The sequence below is a fragment of the Kribbella sp. NPDC056951 genome (assembly GCF_042674205.1).
GTDB classification, from domain to species: domain Bacteria; phylum Actinomycetota; class Actinomycetes; order Propionibacteriales; family Kribbellaceae; genus Kribbella; species Kribbella yunnanensis.
Genome location: NZ_JBHUQZ010000017.1, coordinates 67,928 through 87,896 on the forward strand (window position 1 = coordinate 67,928; position 19,969 = coordinate 87,896).

Here is a 19,969-nt window from a genome sequence, read left to right on the forward strand (position 1 = left end):
CGGTAACGTTTCCAAGTTTTACTGTGGGGTGGACGATGCCGTGCCGCCAAAAGGAAGTCAACCCCGTGCCCGAAACGTTTCCAAACACTCCCGAGGCCGCTCGGCCGACGATGATCGACGTGGCCCGGCGGGCGGGGGTCGGGCTGGGCACGGTGTCGCGGGTGGTGAACGGCGGCCACGGCGTCCGCGACGAGACCGCCCAGCGGGTCCGGACCGCGATCGACCAGCTGGGCTTCCAGCGCAACGAGGTCGCCCGGGCTCTGCGGCCGGGGAAGAAGTCGTCGAGCCTCGCGCTCGTACTCGGCGACCTGACGAACCCGTTCTACGCGACGATCGCCAAGGCCTCGCTCGAGGTGGCCGGGCAGTCCGGGTTCGCCGTCGTACTGGGTAGTGTCGACGAGGATCCGGAGGGGGAGAAGCGGGCGATCCGGGAGCTGGTCAGCCGCCAGGTCGCCGGGCTGATGATCGTGCCGGACCAGGGTGACCACGCGTTCCTGGCGGGTGCCGGTGTCCCGGTCGTGTTCGTGGACCGGCCGGCGACCGGGATCGAGGCCGACATCGTGATGGTCGACAACGAGGGTGGCGGGCGGCTGGCCACCGAGCACCTGTTGTCGCAGGGGCACGAGCGGATCGCGATCCTGCTGGCGCCGTCGTACTACACAACCGGCCGGCGGCTGCGCGGATTCCGGCGGGCGCATCGGACTGCCGGGCTGGACGTCGACGAGTCGCTGGTCGTTCAGTTGCCCGAGGGCAATGCCGAGTCCGCGGAGAAGGCGACCCGCGAGCTGATGCTGCGGCCCGATCCGCCGACCGCGATCTTCGCGTCGACCAACTTCCTCACCGAAGGTGTCCTGCGGGCGCTCGGTGAGCTCGGTCGCGAGCCCGCGGTGGTCGGCTTCGACGACTTCCGGCTCGCGGATATGTTGCCGACTCCGGTCACCGTGGTCGCCTCCGACATCGCCGAGCTCGGCCGCAGCGCGGCGCGGCTGTTGCTGGACCGAGCCGCGGGGACGGATCGTCGGCCACCTCAGCGCATCGTCCTGCCGTGCGCGTTGATCCAGCGCGGTTCGGGGGAGCGGCCGCCGTCTGCTGCGAAGAGAAAAGCACGCTGAGCCGAGCGGACGCGGCTACCGTCGTCTCATGTACTACGAGTCCTTCGGTAGCGGTCGCCCGATCATCTTCCTGCCCTGCTGGGGCGGCGACAACGGTGAGGCCCGAGACATCCATGAGCCGGTCTTCGCCGATCGCGAGGGGTGGCGGCGCATCTACGTAGACCCACCCGGCACCAACCACCGCCCAGGTGATCCGAACATCACCGACCAGGACGGAATGCTCGATGCGATCGCGGCGACCATCGCCGAAGCTGTCGGTGACGAGCCGTACGCCGTTGCGGGCACCTCGGCGGGCGGGCTGCATGCGCGCGGGTTGATCCGGCGCGACCCGTCCCGGGTGCTCGGGCTGCTGCTGCGCGTGCCCGGTGTCATCGTCGACCGCAGGCTCCGCACCCTTCCGACAGATGAGTATCTACGGAAGACGCCGTACTGGCAGGCCAAGCAGGACGACTACTACGATCCGGCCGAGCTCTCGGCCGACCTGGAGTTCCTCGGCCGGATCCAGGCCGACCCGGCGTCCTACGGGCTGCGGGAGGATCCCTCCCTGCGGTTCGAGCGGCCGACGGTGATCGTGACCGGGCGGCAGGACACGATGACCGGGTACGCCGACGCGTGGGGTCTGCTCGATGACTACCCGCGCGCGACGTACGCCGTACTGGATCAGGAAGACCACGACCTACCAGTACGGCGACCAGCGCTCTATCACGCGCTGGTCGCCGACTGGCTGGATCGGATGGAGGTTAGCTAGCGACCCCGATCAGCTTCCAGGGCTCGTGATCCGGGTCGGCCCCGGTCCCCGGAGCACTGTTCTGGGTCTGCCACTTGGCCTTCCAGATCTTGCCGTTGTACTTCACGGTGACCTGCTCCACGGTCTGCGTGGCCGGGTCGTAGATCTTGGCCGAGTCCCAGTTCCCGGCGTTACAGCCGCCGGCCGGGGGAGTCGCCGTACCGAGTCCCTTGAGGTTGTCGGTCACCGGCGCGTACGCCGTTCCTCCGATCGACAGGCTGGTGTTCACCGGGCCGGTGATCGGGAGGAAGTAGATAATCGGGAGATCGAGACTCTTCCCGGCCGGAATGATCTGGCAGTAGTCGAGCGTCGTACTGATCCGGTGGAACGTGGACCCGGCGGTGAGTTTCCACTGCCCGCCCTGATCACCGGTCTGCCAGTTGACGTCCTTGACCAGCGGGGACGTCGAGGCCGGGATGTCGAACGACAGCTTGGTGTCCTTGCCACCGCCGAGCGTGCGCCCGGTGTTGTTGGTGATCCGGACGGTCGGCTGCAGCGGCCACAGGTTGGCGGTCGTGGTCGGGTAGTTGACCATGTCCACGCTGATGTTCGTGGTCACCGTCGGTGCCGCACCGCTGCTCCCGCTGCGCAGATTGTTGTCATAGGCCCCTGAATTGCCCAGCTTCTCGTTGATCCGGGTCGTCAGGGTGTAGCCCATACCGCACGGGCGCTGCGCGTCGACAACCTCCGGGCAGGCGTAGTCACCGCCGAGCTCCCACATCATCACGCCGCCGGCGCCGGTGGACTTCACCAGGTCGGTGACTGCGTCGATGCCCTGTTCGTCCTCAGTCGACAAATACACCTTCTTGTCGCTGTTCCACAGCCACGACGTCTTGGTCGTGTTGTCCCAGTGCCGGGTGTAGGTGCCCGACAGCTTGTCCGCGGGGTCGGCCGGATCGAGACCGACGCTCGGCGCGTACCTGGGGAGGATGTTCTTCTCCAGGTTCTTCGTGTGCCACAAGGGGTTCGTACCCGAACCCAACTCGCCCCCGTTGGCGGTGTTGTCGTGCCAGATGTTGTCGATGCCGACCGCGCCGTCACCACACGGGCGCTTGATGCCGGTACCCGGCTCGCAGCCGCCGGGCTTGGCCGACTGACCCCACATACCGTTGGTGCCGCCGGTGACGTTCTTCCAACCGCGTGTGTAGTAAGGGATTCCGATGTTGACACGGCCGGCCTGCAATGCGCCGCGCATGTACTTCATCGCCCAATCGGTGTTGAAGTAGCCGATCCCGCCGTACTCCGGAGTCGCGTACTGCTCGGCCAGCTCCGGGTCCTTGTGGTCGTCGAACAGCGCGGCGTTCGGACCGACGACGTCGTTCCAGGTGCCGTGGTAGTCGTACGACATCAGGTTCGTGAAGTCCTGGTAGTCCAGCGCGGTCTGGTTCGCCATACCGCGCACCAGGTAGCCGGAGGCCGAGGATGCCGAGGTGAGTTGGTAGTACTTGTTGTCCGCGACCGACGCCCGGTTGAGCGAGTCGCGCAGGGTCTTCATCAGAGCCGTGTACGCCGTGGGCAGGCCCTTGCGACGCGGATTCGCCGTACTCCAGTCGTTCGGGTTGCCGGTGTCGTCGAGGACGGTCGGGTATTCGAAGTCGATGTCGACACCGTCGAATCCGTAAGTGCGCAAGAAGTTCACGGCCGAGGCTGCGAACGTGTCGATTCCGGCCTGATTGACCGAGCCGTCGGCGTTCGTGGTCATCGCGTAGAACCCACCCGAACCGGCCCAGCCGCCGACCGAGATCAGCGTCTTCACCCGCGGGTGCAGGCGCTTGTACTTCGTGAGCAGGTTGAAGTGACCCATGTACGGCAGCGACGGGTCCATCTCGGCGCCGACCTTGCCGGGCCACTCCATCCTGATCGCCGCGTCGTCAACAGCAATGTGGTTGTTCTGCACGGAAGCGAACGCATAGTTGAGGTGCGTGACCTTCGACCACGGGATGTTCTTCACCAGGTAGTGCGGCGTACCGTCCTTACCGGTGCGGCCCCCGTTGAAGTAGGCAACGACTCGGCGGTCGCGGCCCTGACCGAGCCACTCGCGACCGTCGCTCTGATAGATCTTGCAGTACGGCGTCGCCACGCCCGGCGTGGTTGCCAGTCCGTCGGGGCGGCAGTCGCCGGACGCGCCCGGACGTGTCCCGCCGTCGTCGCCACCGGGGTGCTGCTCCATCGGGTCGCCGACACCGCCGTTCGCGGTCGTCGCGCCACCGGGCAGGGCCCAGCCGTCGACACCCTTCGAGGTCGAGTTGTAGAGCAGGAAGTCCGAGACGTGGTCGGCGTCGAGGTCACCGAAGTCGCCGAGGGTTCCGCCGAAGGCGTCGCCCGAGCGGATCGTGCCGAGCGACTTCCAGCCGGCGTCGGCAGCTGCTTTGGTCTTGGTTTGACCCCAGCCGCTGCCGAGGTTCTGCCAGGCGACGACCTCGCCGGTCATGTACTTGACGACCACCACGTCGGCCTTGCCGTCCCCGTTGATGTCCGGGTACGAGACTGAGCCGACCGGACCTTCGGCCGGGTGCGTGAAACCCTCGATCTTGCTCCAGTCGCCCGGCTTCGGGAGACCGCCGTTGCCCTTGTTCTCCCAGGCCGTCAGGAAGTTCATCCGGTCCGGGATGATGATCTCGTCATCACCGTCGCCGTCGAGATCCGCGAAGACCGGGATGCCGACGTACCCGAGGTTGTTCGCGACGATGACCGGGGCGGCCCAGCGCACGTCCTTGCCGCTGGTCTCGTTGCGCCACACCTTCATGGCCGCGACGCCGGTGCCCGAGTCCTCGGCCGACAGGATGTTGATCAGGTCGTCCTTGCCATCCTTGTCGAGGTCACCGAAGTACGCCGGCTGCCGGGCGCCCGCGGGCGACTTGTCGCCGTACGGCAGCCAGATCCGCTTGCCGTCGTCACCGCAGCCGGCGTTCAGCCAGGTGAACATCTTGCCGTTCCCGGCCAGGACGCGATCGACGTCGCGGTCACCGTCGAGATCCATGAAACGGGTCTGCGTACCGTTCGCGCTGCCCACGACCTGGCCGAGCGGCGACCAGCCGCCGCCGGGCTCCGCGGCACCGCCGGTCTCGCGGCAGGTGCCGTTCGCGGAGCTCGCCGACCGGAGGTAGCTGGGCAGGTAGCGCTCGAGCGTGTCGAGCATGCCGGCCAGCGTGTCACCGGCGGTCGTGCCGCCGAAGAAGGCTTCGACAGTCCGGACGAACCGCACGAGTGAGGCGCTGGTCGCCTTGTACCAGGCGAGCATCTCGGGCGTCCCGGCCCAGGCGATCGCGAACGTCATCAGACCGGCCGCGATCGACTTCGCCATCGTGTTCGCCCACTCGTTGGCGTCACCGAGCTTGTCGTCGGCCCATTGGGTCAGCGCGCCGTTGACGAACTCGCCGATGAACCCGCCGACGCCGGCGCACACGGTCGCCGGACCACCGGCGTACAGGCAGGCCGCGCCGGCGCCGAAGCCGATCAGGATGGAGCCCGCGACGATCAGTGCGCCCTGCCACCAGGTCGCGTCCACCTCGACCTCGGGGGCCTTGATGACGATCGTCGCGACGGTGCCCTCGACCTTGGTCTCGGCGTCGAAGTCGATGTACTTCAGGTTCGGCAGGACGTCCTGGAGGTGACCCTTGGTCCGCTCCTCGAGGGCCTGGCTGAGCTTCTGGCCCTTGGCCTTGATTTCGTCGAACTGCCGAACGTATTCCGCGGCCAGCGCCGGGTTCTCGAAGTTGTGGGTGACGACCTTGTCCTCGGCGAGCGGCTTCGCGACTGCGGGCTGCAGGCCGGTACTCGAGAGCAGGACGGCCACCGCGGTCACGATGGCGATCAGGAGAACGGCTGGTTTACAACGATAGAACAAGCGAGAGCGTGGTGTGCTCATCAGGAAGTCCTTCGGATCGGGGCGGGAGAACGCCCTTATGAGAGCGTTTGCACGCACCGTACCGAAGCTTTGGGAACGTTGCCATCGAAGTAAGCGCTATCCGTGAGTGACTTCACGATTCCGGAGAGTTTCGAACGTTAGAAGGTCCCTGGACGCGGGGGCGGTACGCGTCCAGGGACCTCCGGCGGCCTGCTCAGAAGTTCGGCCAGGCCCAGCCGAGGTAGTTGTTGAAGTACGGGAGCTTCGCCAGACCGATCTTGCCGTTCACGCTGGTGGCCCAGAAGTAGCCGTCGCCGCGGGCGACACCGACGTGCCCGTACGGCGCGGCCAGGTCCCAGAAGATCAACGCACCCTTCGGCGGGTTGAGGTCACCGCGGTGGGCGACGCCACGGGCGACAGCGTCGTTCCAGTCCGCCATGGCCGAGGCCCAGATGCCGGTCTTCCCGTACGAGTTCTCCGCCGCCATCTCGCAGTACCCCTGGAACGCGGTCGAGCCGTTGCGAGCGGCGTACCAGGCGATGGCGTTGTCGGCGCGCGGATTGGTCGTGCAGAGCGGTGCGACCAGGCCGGTGCTGCCGGTGTTCACGTAGGAGTCGGAGATGAAGCCCTTGCCGGGGATGTGGTCCCAGATCAGGCTGCGGCCGAACTTGCCGGTCACCGGCTCGCCGTAGAGCTGGCAGTCGATCTGGACGGTGCCGTTCGGCTGGGTGCCGACCGAGCCGAAGTTGGTGGCGTTACCGGACCGGATCGTCACTCCGGCGCCACTGTCGGTGACTACGGTCCCGGTGGCGGCGTGGGCGGGCAGGACCCCCGTGCCGAGGAGCGCACCGGCGCTGAGCAGGCTGAGGGCGGACAAGCGGGCAGTGATGCGTAAGAGGCGGGTACGCATGGGTTTGTCCTTTTCGCTCGATGTACTGCGAGAAGTCGCTGACTTTCAGACAATCAGAGGGTTACGGTGTTGTCGCAGTGGGCAACGTCTGCCGACTGGGGCGCTACTGGGGAGTGCAATGTGAGGCCAGCGCAGGCTCGCTTTGTGATCGGTTGCCGGATGCGGGAGCTCCGAGAGGCTGCCGGTGTGCCGTTGACGCGTGCCGCGGTGATGTCCGGCTGGGACAAGGGCCACCTGTCCCGGGTGGAGCGTGGGCACACCAAACCCAGTCGCGAGTTGATCGAGTGGTACGACGCCTCGTTCGGCGCGGGCCAGGCGCTCGTCAACCAGTTGATGGAGCTGGACGCCGCCGTACGGGCTGGTCGGGACATGTCCCTGCGAGACATGCGCAGGCAGATTCAGCCGGTGTCACTGGGCGGGTCCGTGCCGGCTGACCACCATGCGGAGGACCGGGCGGAGCTGGCGGGGGAGACGGTGCCGGACGGGACCCAGGTGCTCCGGGACGAGACCTTCGAGAAGACGTGGCAGATCCGGAACAGCGGTGAGCGGCCATGGCACGACCGGTGGCTGACCCGGCAGGGCGCTCCGGGCGCACCGGGCTGGCTGCGGTCGCCGGCGCGTGAGCGCGTGCCGGATGCCGCGCCGGGGGAGGTGGTGGTCGTGACGATGCAGTTGCAGGCGCCGTCTCAGGTCGGTGCGTCCACGGCGTACTTCAAAATCACTGACGATGCCGGGCGGTTGTACTACCCCGGTCTGGAGTCGCCACCGATGTACTGCACCATCTTTACCGTCTACGACCCCGAATAGCCCAAAGAGCACAGTAGGGAATGCCCTTGTACTGGCTTTAGTACCTGGTCATCGCACCTGGGTCCGGCATACGTTGCTGCTTTCCTGCAACCCCCGCCCGGACTACAGGAGTAGCGCAGTGCTGAAACCTCGCAAGATCGCAATGGCCTTGGCAGTGGCGCTTTTCGTGCCACAGCTGGCCGTCAGCTCGGCCACGGCGGCACGCCCGGCCAGGGGTCCGGTGGACCCGCCGGTGCCGTCCATTCCGCAGCGGTACCTGGACCAGCCGATCACCTGGTCGGTCTGCTCATTCGATGCCGCCGTCAAGCGTTTGTACCCGCAGGCGCCGACTACGAACTGCGCCAAGGTGAATGTGCCGATGGACTGGGCGCACCCGGACGCGCATCCCGACGTACAGGTCGCCATTGCCTACAGCAAGGCCACTGGTACGTCGAAGGGTCTGATGACCACGAATCCCGGCGGACCGGGTGGCGCGGGCCTCAGCCTGTCGGCCGCACTGGCTGCTGAGAAGACCCAGCTGTTCACCGACTTCGACCAGCTCGGCTTCGACCCGCGTGGGTTCGGAGCCAGTACGCCGTTGCAGTGTCTGACCACGACCGAGAAGCTGGCGGCGTTGCCGACGACTCCGGACTACAAGGAGCGCACCAAGCTCACCCACCAGGTTGAGGTGGCCGAGGCGGCGTTGCAGGCCGAGGCCTGTGCGGCCACTGAGTTCGGTCAGTTCGTCAGCAGCCAGCAGACCGTCTATGACATGGACTTCCTGCGTGCGCTGTTCAAGGCCCGCCAGCTGAACTTCATCGGCTACAGCTACGGCACCTGGCTCGGCGGCTGGTACGCCGACACCTACCCGCACCGCGTCGGCCGGTTCGTGATCGACTCGAACATGGACTGGACCCACACCCAGTGGGACAACGTGAATTTCGACCCGTTCTCCGGCCAGCGCCGCCGCGACACCCAGCTCTTCCCGTGGATCGCCCGGCACGCCGACCAGATCCAGGGCCTCGGATCCACGCCCCGGCAGGTCACCGCGTCGTACGACCGGATCCGCGCGGACCTGGTCAAGCTGGTCAAGGCCGGCACGTCCGAGGTGCGGGGTGACGACCTGGACGGCAAGATCTACAGCGTCATCTACGGCAACGTCCGCTTCATCCGTGGCACCGCCGACATCCTGGTCCACGACGAGTACACCAAGGACCCGTCGGCTTCCGGCAAGGTCGAGCTGCGGCACGTGGACAAGGCGTGGGCCCGGCTCGCGCCCGAACTGCAGGCCTTCGACACCATTGCCGCGATCCGCGCCCGGTACGGCGTGACTGCGCCCGCATCGGCTGCCGCAGCGGCTGCTGTCAGCACCGACTCGGCTCGCTCGATTCTGGCGGATGCCCGGGAGGCTGCGGTGAAGTCGCCGTCCAGTGACGCCGTGGTCAACCTCGGTGCCATCGGTACGACGGTTCGCTGCAACGACACTGCCTGGAACACCGATCCGAAGTTCTACCTGGCCGAGGCCGACCGGATGGCGCGGAAGTACAGCTTCTTCGGCTACATGAACGGCGTACCGATGTGCGCGTTCTGGAAGTACAAGCCGCAGGACCGCAAGCTGGACCTCAAGGGCTCGCCGCGGCTCCTGATGGTCCAGGGTGAGCTCGACCCGGCGACGTCGTACGAGGGCGCCGCCCGCACCCACCAGGACACGTCGAAGGCAACCCGCTTCGTCGCCATCGACGATGAGGGCCAGCACGGCCAGTACGTCGGTTCTGCGTCCGCCTGCGCCGAAGCCATCGGCGACACGTTCGTGTTCACCGGCGAACTGCCCGCCCGCGACAAGGTCTGCGGTACGACGCCGCTGCCGGCCGAACTGTCGGTCTACCCGGTCAACGGTCCCGTCAACGGCAACTCCGTCCACCTCCCGCGCTCCAAGTCCGGCTCCCAGAAGGTAAACCCCCTCCTCCAGCAGGCCCTGGACACCATCGCTGCCGGCGCGCTCCGGTAGTTGCTATTGGAAGGGCCCGGCGCTGCGGCGTCGGGCCCTCGCTCATTTCTCCTCGGCGAGCTCAGCGGCGAGCTCAGCGGCGAGCTCGGCGTCGAGTTCGGCGCGGCGGAGGACCCAGCGGTCGGAGAGGCCTTTGACCTCGCCGGTGAGGAACTCGAAGAACGCGAGGGTGATGCGGACGCGGTGGTGTGCGGGCGTGCCTTCGCCGGAGGCGTCGAGAACTTGGCGCAGCGAGGTGGACCAGCGGGTGAGGGCCTGGTTCTCGGTCATCATCGTCTGGTACCAGGAGTCGCCCTGGATGACGTACACGTCGCGGCGGCTGCCGGGCTCGCGCTCGCGGCTGGCCAGCTGCAGTTGAAGCAGGTAGTTGACCGCGCCGGAGACGGCGGCCGGGCTGGCCTGCAGTTGCTCGGAGAGCTCGGCCGAGGTCAGGCGGCCGTCCACGCTGGTCAGGATGGCGGCGAAGACCCGGCCGGCCATCCGCGGCCAGCCGGTGTCGGCGAGCAGGTTGCCGAACTGTTCGGCGTACCGGCGGACGGCCTCTTCGTCTCGTTGTGCGCTCACCGGCCCATCATCCCTTCTCGTCATCCGATTCGGAAGATTCACAAACTTCTGAAAGAAGTGTACCTTGTGAAACATGACATCAGCCATCGTGGTCTCCGGACTACACAAGTCGTACGGCGCGACACACGCTCTCGACGGTCTCGACCTTGAGGTCGCCACCGGCGAGGTGCACGGATTCCTGGGCCCGAACGGCGCCGGGAAGTCCACCACCATCCGGGTCCTGCTCGGACTGCTGCGCGGGGACGAGGGCGACGTGTCGCTGCTCGGCGGCGACCCGTGGCACGACGCGGCCCAGCTGCACCGCCGGCTGGCCTACGTCCCCGGTGACGTCAATCTCTGGCCGAACCTGACCGGCGGCGAGGTGATCGACCTGCTGGGCCGGCTGCGCGGCGGACTGGACCCGAAGAAGCGCGACGACCTGCTGCGCCGCTTCGACCTGGACCCGACCAAGAAGGGCCGCACCTACTCCAAGGGCAACCGTCAGAAGGTCGCACTGGTCGCGGCACTCGCATCCGACGTCGAACTGCTCATCCTGGACGAGCCGACGTCCGGACTGGACCCCCTGATGGAGGAGGCGTTCCGGCAGTGCATCGAGGAGGAGCGGCAGCGCGACCGCACCGTCCTGCTGTCCAGCCACATCCTCTCCGAGGTCGAGGCGCTGTGTGACCGGATCAGCATTATCCGCCGCGGCAAGGTGGTCGAAACCGGCACCCTGGCCGATCTGCGTCACCTGACCCGTACGTCGATCCAGGCGGAACTGGCGTCGTCGCCCAACGGCCTGGCGTCGCTGCCTGGCGTGCACTCCCTCGATGTCGAAGGCAACCGGGTCCACTGCGAGGTCGACACCGCTCTGCTCGACGGAGTGATGCGGCAACTCGCCGCCAGCGGTATCAAGAGCCTGGTCGCGCAGCCGCCGACCCTGGAAGAGCTGTTCCTGCGCCACTACGAGGAAGAGCCGGTGGCCGTCTCATGAAGGACTTCGTAGGTACAGGGACTCTGGTCCGGCTCGCGCTGCGGCGTGACCGGGTCCTGATCCCAACCTGGATCGTGGTGTTCGTCGCAATGGCCGCCGGGTCGGCCCAAGCCACCATGGACCTCTACACCGACCCCCAGTCCCGCATCGAGGCAGCCAGGACGTCGAACGCGTCCCCTGCTCTCGTGTCGCTCTACGGTCGCATCTTCGACGAGACCTCGCTCGGGGAGATCTCGCTGTTCAAGCTGACCGCATTCGGCGCCGTCCTGGTCGCGCTGCTCGCATCCATCCTCGTAGTCCGACACACGCGCTCAGAAGAGGAGTCCGGTCGCCTGGAACTGCTCAGCGCCGGAGTCCTCGGCCGGTACGCCGCTCTGGCCGCGGCACTGCTCGTATCCGCCGGAACCGTCGTACTGCTGGGCTTCCTGACCGCACTGGCCCTCATCGGCGTCGGCCTGCCGGCAGCCGGCTCATTCGCGTTCGGACTCGTCTGGGCATCAGCAGGCCTGTCCTTCGCCGGAGTAGGCGCCCTGGTCGCCCAACTGAGCGAAGGCGCCCGCACCGCCAACGGCTTCACCGCCATCGCCCTAGGCGTCTCCTACGTCCTCCGCGCAATCGGCGACTCGTCGGCCGACGGCAAATCCGAGTGGGTCTCCTGGCTGTCCCCGATCGGCTGGTCCCAGCAGATCCGCGCGTACGCCGGCGACCGCTACGTCGTCGTACTCCTCCCACTGGTCTTCCTGGCCCTCCTGGTCGCCGGTGCGCTCGCCCTGATCCGTCGACGCGACGTCGGCGCCGGGCTGGTCCGCCCACGCCCAGGCCCAGCCGTCGCGGCTCCATCGCTGCGCTCACCACTAGCCCTGGCCTGGCGACTGCACCGAGGTTCCTTGTACGGCTGGGGTTTCGCCTTCCTCCTCCTAGGCCTCCTGGTCGGCAACATCGCCAGCAACGTCGACGGCTTCGTCAGCAGCCCCAGCGCCCGCGAAATGGTCCAGAAACTAGGCGGCGTCCAAGCCATCACCGACGCCTTCCTCTCCACCGAAATGGGCATGGTCGGCCTCCTGGCCTCCGCCTACGGCATCCAAGCCGCCCTCCGCCTCCGCTCCGAAGAAACAGCCCTAAGAGCCGAACCCCTCCTAGCCACCGGCGTAACCCGCACCCGCTGGCTGGCCAGCCACGTCCTGATGGCCCTACTAGGCACCGCAGCCCTCATCCTCATAGCCGGCCTAGGCTCCGGCCTCTCCAGCGGCGCCTCCCTAGGCAACGTAGGCCACCAGGTCCCCCGCATGCTCGCCGCGGCAGCCGTCCAACTCCCAGCCATCTGGCTGGTCACAGCCCTGGTAGTAGCCCTCTTCGGCATCGCCCCCAAACTCATCACCGCCGCCTGGGCCCTCTACGGCCTCTTCCTCCTCCTAGGCCAGTTCGGCGCCGTCTTCAACCTCCCCCAATCCCTCATCAACCTAAGCCCCTACGGCCACACCCCCCGCCTCCCCGGCGGCACCTTCACCACCACCCCAGTCCTAGCCCTAGTCGCCATAGCCGCAGCCCTCCTCCTCGCCGCCCAATCCACCTTCCGCCGCCGAGACATCGGCTAACCAGACCGCGCTGGCTGAGGGGTCCAGCGCCCTCCTGCCCCGCCCGGCCACCTGCCGGGCGGGGCAGGCTGTTTACGATCGCTGGGTGTTGTGGACTGAGCGGTTGGTGGAGTTTTGGAGTGAGCGGCATCTGGGGGTGCTGAGCACGGTGCGGGGGGACGGGTCTGTGCATGCGACGCCGGTGGGGGTGACGGTGGACGCTGAGGCGGGGGTGGCTCGGGTGATCTGCTCCGGGTCGTCGTACAAGGCTCGGGTGATTCGGCGGTTGGGGAGTGCTGCGGTGGCGGTGACGCAGGTGGATGGGCGGCGGTGGAGCACGTTGGAGGGGCGTGCTGTGGTGGTGGACGCGCCGGAGCGGGTGCGGGATGCGGAGCGGCGGTATGCGCGGCGGTACAAGGAGCCGCGGGTGAATCCGCAGCGGGTGGTTATCGAGATCACTGTGACGAAGGTGCTTGGTAATGGTGGTTGAGGTGGTCGGGGTCGGGGCCGATGGGTGGGACGGGTTGTCGACGGCTGCTCAGGAGGTGATCGCCAAGGCTGAGGTGCTGATGGGGAGTGCGCGGCAGCTTGGGCTGGTTCCGGAGGGTACGGCGGAGCGGCGGGTTTGGCCGTCGCCGTTGTCGGAGGCGTTGCCGGGGTTGCTGGCGGAGTACCGGGGGCGGCGGGTTTGTGTGCTGGCCAGTGGGGATCCGACGTTTCACGGGATCGGTACGACGCTCGTTCGGTTGCTGGGGGCAAGTGCTGTGCGGGTGATTCCGCATCCGTCGAGTGTTTCGCTGGCGTGTGCGCGGTTGGGGTGGGCGCAGGAGCAGGTGCAGGTGGTCAGCCTGGTGGGGCATCCGACTGAGCGGGTGCATCCGCAGGTGCAGCCGGGGCGGCGGCTGGTGGTTCTGAGCTGGGGGTCGCAGACGCCGGGGGAGGTGGCTGCGCTGCTGGTGGCTCGGGGCTATGGGGCTAGTGAGTTCACTGTGCTCGAGCAGTTGGGCGGACCGGGTGAGCGGGTCACCAGTACGACGGCTGCTGCGTGGACTGGTGAGGTGGACCCGCTCAACGTGGTCGCGGTGCACTGTGCGGACGGACCGGTGTTGTCGACGGCGCCTGGGTTGCCGGATGCGGCGTACGAGAGTGATGGGCAGCTGACGAAGCGTGAGGTGCGGGCGGTGACGCTGTCGCGGCTCGAGCCGGTGCCGGGGCAGCTGCTGTGGGATGTCGGTGGGGGAGCGGGCAGCATCGCGATCGAGTGGGCGCGCCATCACCCGACCTGCCGGGCGATCGCGTTCGAGCGGGACGAGGAGCGGGTACGGCGGATCGAGCGGAACGTTGCCGCGCTCGGGGCGAACGTGACCGTGGTGCACGGCGCGGCCCCCGGCGTGCTGAGCGAGGCAGGTGGGCTCGGGGGCGGCGGAGCGGCCGGTGGGGCGGATGGGCCGGATGCGGTGTTCGTGGGTGGGGGAGCTACCGCGCCGGGCATGATCGAGGCTTGTTGGGCGGCGTTGCGGCCGGGGGGGCGGTTGGTGGTGAACGGCGTGACGCTGGAGACCGAGGTGCTGATTGCCCAGTGGTACAAGGAGCTTGGCGGTGACCTGGTGCGGCTCGAGGTGCAGCGGGCGTCCAAGGTCGGTGGGATGACCGGGTGGCGTCCTGCGATGCCGGTGACGATTTGGAACGTGGTCAAGTGACGGTGCACTTCATCGGTGCCGGGCCGGGCGCTGCGGATCTGATCACGGTTCGCGGGCGGGACCTGATCGCTGCGTCGCCAGTCTGCCTGTACGCCGGTGCGCTGGTACCGGTTGAGCTCCTCGACCACTGCCCGGTCGGCGCGCGCAAGGTGGACACCGCGAACCTCGATCTGGACCAGATCGTCGCGGAACTGTCAGCCGCGCACACCGCTGGTCTGGACGTGGCCCGGCTGCATTCCGGGGACCCGTCGGTGTTCAGCGCGATGGCTGAGCAGATGCGTCGGCTTGACGCGCTTGGCATCCCGTACGACGTCACACCCGGCGTACCGGCGTATGCCGCGGCCGCTGCGACGCTCAACCGGGAGCTGACCGTGCCGGAGGTCGGTCAGACGGTGATCCTGACCCGCATTGGCGGTCGTGCCTCGGCTATGCCGGCAGGTGAGGACCTCGCCACGCTCGGCGCGAGTGGCGCGACCATGGTGCTGCATCTGGCCGTGCAGCAGATCGATCGCGTGGTCGAAGAGCTTCTGCCGCACTATGGCGCGGACTGTCCGGTCGCAGTGGTCGCCAAGGCGTCGCGAGAGGACGAAGAGGTGCTGCGGGGGACGCTGGCCGACATTGCGCAGCAGGTGCAGGCTGCGGGCATTCGCCGTACGGCGGTCATCGTGGTGGGGAAGGTGCTGGCGGCAACGGAGTTCCGGGACAGCCACCTGTACTCGACGACGCGTGAGCGATGAAGGTCCTGCTGCTCGGCGGTACCGGCGAAGCCCGTGAGCTGGCAACACTGCTAACGGCCGAAGGTGTCGCCGTCACCTCGTCGCTCGCCGGCCGCACCAAGGACCTGCGGTTGCCGGACGGCGCAGTCCGCGTTGGCGGCTTCGGCGGGGTCGACGGGCTGACCCGGTGGCTTCGGGAGAACCGCGTCGATGCGGTGATCGACGCGACGCATCCGTTCGCCGCGACGATGACCGAGCACGCACTACAGGCGACGCGGGAGGTCGGCGTACTGCTGCTGATCCTCAGGAGGCCCGGCTGGACGGCGGGGCCGGGAGACGACTGGCACTGGGCTGACACGGCGGCGGACGCGGCGGCGCTGCTGCGCGCGGGCTGCCAACCCGCTGCTGGATCCGGCGCGGCCGAGCGGGTGTTTCTCACGATTGGACGTCAGGGGCTGGACGCCTTCGCGGACACCGGCCTCCGGACGCTCGCGCGCTGCGTGGACCCGCCCGAGCCTTGGCCGACCTGGTGCACGCTCCTGCTCGACCGCGGCCCGTACGACGTCGCCGGCGAACTGCGCCTACTCCGCGAGCACCGGATCGACGTACTGGTCACGAAGGACAGCGGTGGTCCGCAGACCGAGGCGAAGCTCACCGCGGCCCGCGAACTGCAGCTCCCCGTGGTGCTGATCCGCCGCCCCGCCGCACCACTCGGCGTGCCTGTGGTCGACACAGTGGGAGCCGCGGTCAGCTGGGTTCAAGCCTTCTGACAGCGGAAGTAGAGCAGACCGGGCACCGCCTGCCAGACCGGGCGCTCGCCGACCGGCTCCACCATGTGCACGATGGGCAGTCCCGCAGCAGCCAACGTGTTGACGTACGTCGACAGCGTCCGGTGATAGACGACCCGCGGCAGGACCTCCAGCCGTGTGGCGCTGTTGTAAGGCCCCTCGTCGAAGTACCGGCCGATGATGCGGCGGGTCGAGCCGTCGACGTGGTCGATCAACTCACCGTCGGCGGGGGTCTTGTAACAAGGATGGGTGATCGATGCGGCGAACCATCCGCCAGGCTTGAGGATCCGCGCGCTCGACCGAATCGTCGGCTCGAGCTCTGGGATGTCCATCAAGGCCAGGTGACAGACCGCCGCGTCGAACGAGGCGTCGGGGACGCTGCGGAGTTCGTGTGCGTCGTCGTGGAGGTACTCGATCCCAGGCAGCGACAACCGGCGGGCGTGTGCAAGCAGTGACGCGGAGGCGTCGATGCCGACCACCTCGGCGCCGAGATCGGCCAGGCGGCGTGCGTCACGGCCCTGCCCACAGGCGACTGCGGCAATGCGCTGACCGCGCACGTCGCCGACCAGTGTGTCGAAGGTTGGATCGTCCAGGTCGGGGCCGACGGCTGCGTGGTAGGCGTCGGCCAGGTCGTCGTAGGCGCTTGTGAGGTTGACCATGTTCGCTCAACGGCCGCTGGGTGAACGGCGTTCCTGGTTCGGCTATCAGCAGATGGCTGGATAGATTGAGCGCATGGGCATTCAGATCGCACCTAGCATCCTCGCGGCCGACTTCTCCAGGCTTGCGGAGGAGGCCAAGGCGGTCTCGAATGCGGACTGGCTGCATGTCGATGTGATGGACAACCACTTCGTGCCGAACCTGACGTTGGGGATGCCGGTGGTGGAGTCGCTGGCCAAGGCGACGGACACGCCGCTGGATCTGCACCTGATGATCGAGGACCCGGACCGGTGGGCGCCGGGGTACGTCGAGGCGGGCGCGTCCAGTGTCACCTTCCATGTCGAGGCGTGCCGGGCGCCGATCCGGACGGCGCGGGAGATCCGGGCCAAGGGGGCGCGGGCGGCGATGGCGCTCAAGCCGGCGACGCCGATCGAGCCGTACGAGGACCTGCTCGCCGAGCTGGACATGATCCTGATCATGACGGTGGAGCCCGGGTTCGGTGGGCAGAAGTTCCTGGACGTGTGCATACCGAAGATCCGCCGCACCAAAGAGTTGCTGGTCAAGCACGGCCTCGACCTGTGGATCGAGATCGACGGTGGCGTTTCGGCCGAGACGATCGAGCGGTGTGCGGAGGCCGGTGCCGACGTGTTCGTGGCCGGTTCGGCCGTGTACGCCGCGGACGACCCGAACGCGATGGTCGAGAACCTACGTTCCCTCGCCGAGCAGGCCGCCGGCTGACAGGTCCGCGGCCGGCTGCTCCGGCGGGATCCTGAGCAGCAGCACCGACGACAGCGCGGCGAGCCCGGTGGCGACCAGCCAGACGTAGCGCACGCCGAAGCTCTCCACGACCGCACCGGCAACCGCAGACCCGATCGCGGCACCGCCCATCGCTGCGCTACCCATCCAGCCGAACACCTCAGTCCGCACGGTGTCCGGCGTCAGCGCACCGAGACGCTCGTACAGCGCTCCGATCGCAGGTGCCAGCGTCACGCCGGACACAGCCAGTGCAACGCCCAACGCCACCGGTGACGAAGTCGCGAACACGCACAGCAGCATCCCGGCCGTGACCAGGACAGCTCTGCGCCACAAGTACGACGTACGTCGGCCCGGCAGCGCACCTGCCACCGCACCGCCGACCAGGCTGCCGAAAGCCCAGACGGCCTCCATGATCCCGGCGATCAGCCGTTGACCGTGTTCGTCCGCGAACGCGACGATCCCGAGCGAGATCCCGCTGAACGCCATGATCCAGAGCCCGAAGGACGCGAGCAATGGCAGGCGATGGCGATGCAGGATCAACTGACGTGCCGTCAGTGGCGGTGGACCGTCCGCGTCGCGGGGGAGCGGCTTGGGTTGTCGGAGCGCATACCACCAGATGAAGAGCGCCGACATCAGCGCAGCCAGCAGCACGCCGAGCCGCGGGCTGGCCACGCTCACAGCTGTTGCCCCGAGCATCGGGCCGACGATGAACAGCAACTCCTGAGCCGTCGCATCCATCGAGTACGCCGTCCGCAGCGCCGGCCCCTGAACCACTCGCGGCCACGCGGCCCGCAAGGTCTGCATCACCGGCGGAACGAGCCCGCCGGCCAGGAACGTCAAGGCAGGCATCACGCGGTAAAGCCCATCGGGAAGCGCGGCCAGAACGAACAGCACCACGCTCCACGACACACCGGTCACCAGCAGCACTCCGCGCGCGCCACGCCGGTCCGCCGTACGCGCCCATAAAGGCCCGGCGATCGCCATCCCGATCGAGTACGCGGCCGCGACCACCCCGGACCAGCGGAACGATCCGCTCAGGTCCTTGGCCAGGAATGCGACCGGCACCATGGTCGCGAGCACGGGCAACCGCGCCAGCAGCGACGAGGCCAGCAACCCCATCACGCCCGGCGTCCGCCACAGCTCGCGATACCCGGAAAGCTCCATGCCCGCATTCTGTCTGCCGCCACCGACAATTACGATGGCCCAATGACCGAGCACAAGCCCGTCGAGAGTTGGCTCACCGACATGGACGGCGTTCTGGTGCACGAGGAGCGCGCGATTCCCGGCGCGGCCGAGTTCATCGCGACGTTGCAGCGCTCGGGCAAGAAGTTCCTGGTGCTGACGAACAACTCGATCTTCACCCCACGTGATCTCCGGGCCAGATTGCTTGCCGCGGGCATCGACATCCCCGAGGACGCGATCTGGACCAGCGCCCTGGCCACGGCGCAGTTCCTCGACGACCAGCGCCCGGGCGGTACGGCGTACGTGATCGGCGAGGCGGGGTTGACCACGGCCCTGCACGAGATCGGGTACGTGCTGACCGAGCGGGCGCCGGACTACGTCGTACTGGGGGAGACCCGGACGTATTCGTTCGAGGCGATCACCCGGGCGATTCGGCTGATTTCGGACGGTGCACGGTTCCTGGCCACCAACCCGGACCCGACCGGCCCGTCCCAGGAGGGTCCGCTACCGGCGACCGGGTCGGTGGCGGCGCTCATCACCCGCGCGACCGGCGTCGCGCCGTACTTCGTCGGCAAGCCGAACCCGCTGATGATGCGCAGCGCCCTGAATCGGATCGAGGCGCACTCGGAGACCGCAGTCATGATCGGCGACCGGATGGACACCGACATCATCAGTGGTCTCGAGGCCGGTCTGCGCAGTGTGCTCGTGCTGTCCGGGTCGACCGGTGAGCATGAGGTCGACCGCTTCCCGTACCGCCCCACCCGGATCGTCGAGTCGATCGCAGACGTCGTCCCACTGGTCGACGCACTGAGCTAGCAGGAGAGCGTGCGGAACCCGTACCCCTGCGCCTTGAGCTTCTCCAGGATCCCCGGCAGCGCTGCGATCGTCTGACTACGGTTCCCGCCGCCGTCGTGCATCAGAATCACCGATCCGCTCTTCACACCACCCAGCACGCGCTTCTCGATCACCGCAGGGCCCGGCTTCGACCAGTCCCGCGAGTCGATCGTCCAGAGCACCAGCTCCTTGCCAAGCGCCTTAGCTCGCTGCCGCACCGTCGTACTCACCCCGCCGTACGGCGGCCGCAGACAGGTCGGCGTGACTCCAGCCGCAGACCGGATCGCCTGGTCCGTGTCACCCACCTGCTTCCGGAACCCGGCCGCAGTCTGATGCCGGAGGTCAGCGTGGTTCCAGGTGTGGTTCTGGATGGTGTGCCCGGCCGCGTGGATCCGCTTGGTCAGCTCCGGATGCCGCGCCACGTTCTTCCCCACCTCGAAGAACGTCGCTTTCACGTCGTACTTCGCCAGCACCTCCAGCACCTTAGGCGTGTACGCCGGATCAGGTCCGTCATCGAACGTCAGTACGACGTACTTGGTCGGCAACGGAGTCGTCACCGGGGCAACCGGCGCAGCAGGAGGCGGTGCCGCCTGCGTGTGCGGACGGGCCGCGACCACCACGATCGTCCCGATCACCGCACTCACGGCGACCAGCATCGCCAGACCGGTCAACCGCTGACCGGTCCGCGTCAGTCGAGTCTCCATGCGTCCCCCAGGGCTGGTGGGCCTCACTCCACCCGGCCACCCTCACCCGCGCGGCCCCGAAACGCACCCGC

Annotated in this window: 18 protein-coding genes; 12 read left to right on the forward strand and 6 right to left on the reverse strand. The window is 67.9% G+C overall.

The window, feature by feature from the left end:
- The first annotated feature begins 65 nt into the window (after positions 1–65).
- On the forward strand, positions 66–1,112 hold the full coding sequence (locus tag ACFTSF_RS38395; RefSeq protein ID WP_380160147.1) for a LacI family DNA-binding transcriptional regulator: 1,047 nt from the start codon (positions 66–68) through the stop codon (positions 1,110–1,112).
- Positions 1,113–1,140: 28 nt separating this feature from the next.
- Entirely contained in the window at positions 1,141–1,860 is a 720-nt protein-coding gene (locus ACFTSF_RS38400; RefSeq protein WP_380160149.1) for an alpha/beta fold hydrolase, read from the forward strand.
- On the opposite strand, the gene ACFTSF_RS38405 is transcribed toward ACFTSF_RS38400, so the two are convergent.
- The gene (locus ACFTSF_RS38405; RefSeq protein WP_380160151.1) at positions 1,853–5,767 is read right to left on the reverse strand and encodes a glycosyl hydrolase family 18 protein; all 3,915 of its coding nucleotides are present in this window, start codon (positions 5,765–5,767) and stop codon (positions 1,853–1,855) included. The two genes, ACFTSF_RS38400 and ACFTSF_RS38405, sit on opposite strands and share 8 nt — an antisense overlap.
- 193 nt (positions 5,768–5,960) lie before the next feature.
- Positions 5,961–6,656 carry a CHAP domain-containing protein gene (locus ACFTSF_RS38410; RefSeq protein WP_380160153.1) on the reverse strand — a complete coding sequence of 232 codons (696 nt, stop codon included), beginning with the start codon at positions 6,654–6,656 and terminating at the stop codon, positions 5,961–5,963.
- Positions 6,657–6,815: 159 nt separating this feature from the next.
- Between ACFTSF_RS38410 and ACFTSF_RS38415 the strand changes: the two genes are divergently transcribed.
- Together ACFTSF_RS38415 and ACFTSF_RS38420 are read left to right on the forward strand one after the other, a co-directional pair.
- Positions 6,816–7,463, forward strand: a complete 648-nt coding sequence (locus ACFTSF_RS38415; RefSeq protein WP_380160155.1) for an NBR1-Ig-like domain-containing protein — start codon at positions 6,816–6,818, stop codon at positions 7,461–7,463.
- A 118-nt stretch (positions 7,464–7,581) separates the two neighbouring features.
- Positions 7,582–9,450, forward strand: coding sequence for an alpha/beta hydrolase (locus ACFTSF_RS38420; protein ID WP_380160156.1), 1,869 nt, complete (start codon positions 7,582–7,584; stop codon positions 9,448–9,450).
- A 42-nt stretch (positions 9,451–9,492) separates the two neighbouring features.
- On the opposite strand, the gene ACFTSF_RS38425 is transcribed toward ACFTSF_RS38420, so the two are convergent.
- On the reverse strand, positions 9,493–10,014 hold the full coding sequence (locus ACFTSF_RS38425; RefSeq protein ID WP_380160157.1) for a GbsR/MarR family transcriptional regulator: 522 nt from the start codon (positions 10,012–10,014) through the stop codon (positions 9,493–9,495).
- A gap of 73 nt (positions 10,015–10,087) precedes the next feature.
- Here ACFTSF_RS38425 and ACFTSF_RS38430 point away from each other — a divergent pair, with 73 nt between their 5' ends.
- The 6 genes from ACFTSF_RS38430 (at position 10,088) to ACFTSF_RS38455 (ending at position 15,747) form a co-directional block, all read left to right on the forward strand.
- A complete protein-coding gene (locus tag ACFTSF_RS38430) occupies positions 10,088–10,987 on the forward strand; it encodes an ATP-binding cassette domain-containing protein (protein ID WP_380160159.1) in 900 nt (299 codons plus the stop codon).
- Positions 10,984–12,582: an ABC transporter permease gene (locus ACFTSF_RS38435; protein ID WP_380160161.1), complete on the forward strand. Its 1,599-nt coding sequence runs from the start codon at positions 10,984–10,986 to the stop codon at positions 12,580–12,582. Before ACFTSF_RS38430 ends, ACFTSF_RS38435 begins: the two co-directional genes overlap by 4 nt.
- Before the next feature lie 85 nt (positions 12,583–12,667).
- A complete protein-coding gene (locus ACFTSF_RS38440) occupies positions 12,668–13,051 on the forward strand; it encodes a TIGR03618 family F420-dependent PPOX class oxidoreductase (protein WP_380160162.1) in 384 nt (127 codons plus the stop codon).
- A complete protein-coding gene (gene cbiE / locus ACFTSF_RS38445; protein ID WP_380160164.1) occupies positions 13,041–14,261 on the forward strand; it encodes a precorrin-6y C5,15-methyltransferase (decarboxylating) subunit CbiE in 1,221 nt (406 codons plus the stop codon). Before ACFTSF_RS38440 ends, cbiE begins: the two co-directional genes overlap by 11 nt.
- Positions 14,258–14,998 (forward strand): precorrin-4 C(11)-methyltransferase, encoded by a 741-nt coding sequence (cobM, locus tag ACFTSF_RS38450; protein WP_380160166.1) that lies wholly within the window; start codon positions 14,258–14,260, stop codon positions 14,996–14,998. The genes cbiE and cobM overlap by 4 nt, the downstream gene beginning before the upstream one ends.
- On the forward strand, positions 14,995–15,747 hold the full coding sequence (locus tag ACFTSF_RS38455) for a cobalt-precorrin-6A reductase (RefSeq protein WP_380160168.1): 753 nt from the start codon (positions 14,995–14,997) through the stop codon (positions 15,745–15,747). Before cobM ends, ACFTSF_RS38455 begins: the two co-directional genes overlap by 4 nt.
- Here the strand turns inward: ACFTSF_RS38455 and ACFTSF_RS38460 are convergent.
- Positions 15,735–16,424 (reverse strand): class I SAM-dependent methyltransferase, encoded by a 690-nt coding sequence (locus ACFTSF_RS38460; protein ID WP_380160170.1) that lies wholly within the window; start codon positions 16,422–16,424, stop codon positions 15,735–15,737. The genes ACFTSF_RS38455 and ACFTSF_RS38460 overlap by 13 nt on opposite strands.
- Positions 16,425–16,497: 73 nt before the next feature.
- Here ACFTSF_RS38460 and rpe point away from each other — a divergent pair, with 73 nt between their 5' ends.
- Entirely contained in the window at positions 16,498–17,160 is a 663-nt protein-coding gene (rpe, locus tag ACFTSF_RS38465; protein ID WP_380160172.1) for a ribulose-phosphate 3-epimerase, read from the forward strand.
- On the opposite strand, the gene ACFTSF_RS38470 is transcribed toward rpe, so the two are convergent.
- Entirely contained in the window at positions 17,128–18,342 is a 1,215-nt protein-coding gene (locus ACFTSF_RS38470; protein WP_380160173.1) for an MFS transporter, read from the reverse strand. The two genes, rpe and ACFTSF_RS38470, sit on opposite strands and share 33 nt — an antisense overlap.
- 42 nt (positions 18,343–18,384) lie before the next feature.
- On the opposite strand from ACFTSF_RS38470, the gene ACFTSF_RS38475 reads away from it, so the two are divergent.
- Positions 18,385–19,176, forward strand: a complete 792-nt coding sequence (locus ACFTSF_RS38475) for an HAD-IIA family hydrolase (protein WP_344165975.1) — start codon at positions 18,385–18,387, stop codon at positions 19,174–19,176.
- On the opposite strand, the gene ACFTSF_RS38480 is transcribed toward ACFTSF_RS38475, so the two are convergent.
- Complete coding sequence (locus ACFTSF_RS38480; RefSeq protein ID WP_380160175.1) at positions 19,173–19,898, reverse strand: polysaccharide deacetylase family protein; 726 nt, start codon at positions 19,896–19,898, stop codon at positions 19,173–19,175. The two genes, ACFTSF_RS38475 and ACFTSF_RS38480, sit on opposite strands and share 4 nt — an antisense overlap.
- Positions 19,899–19,969: the final 71 nt, after the last annotated feature.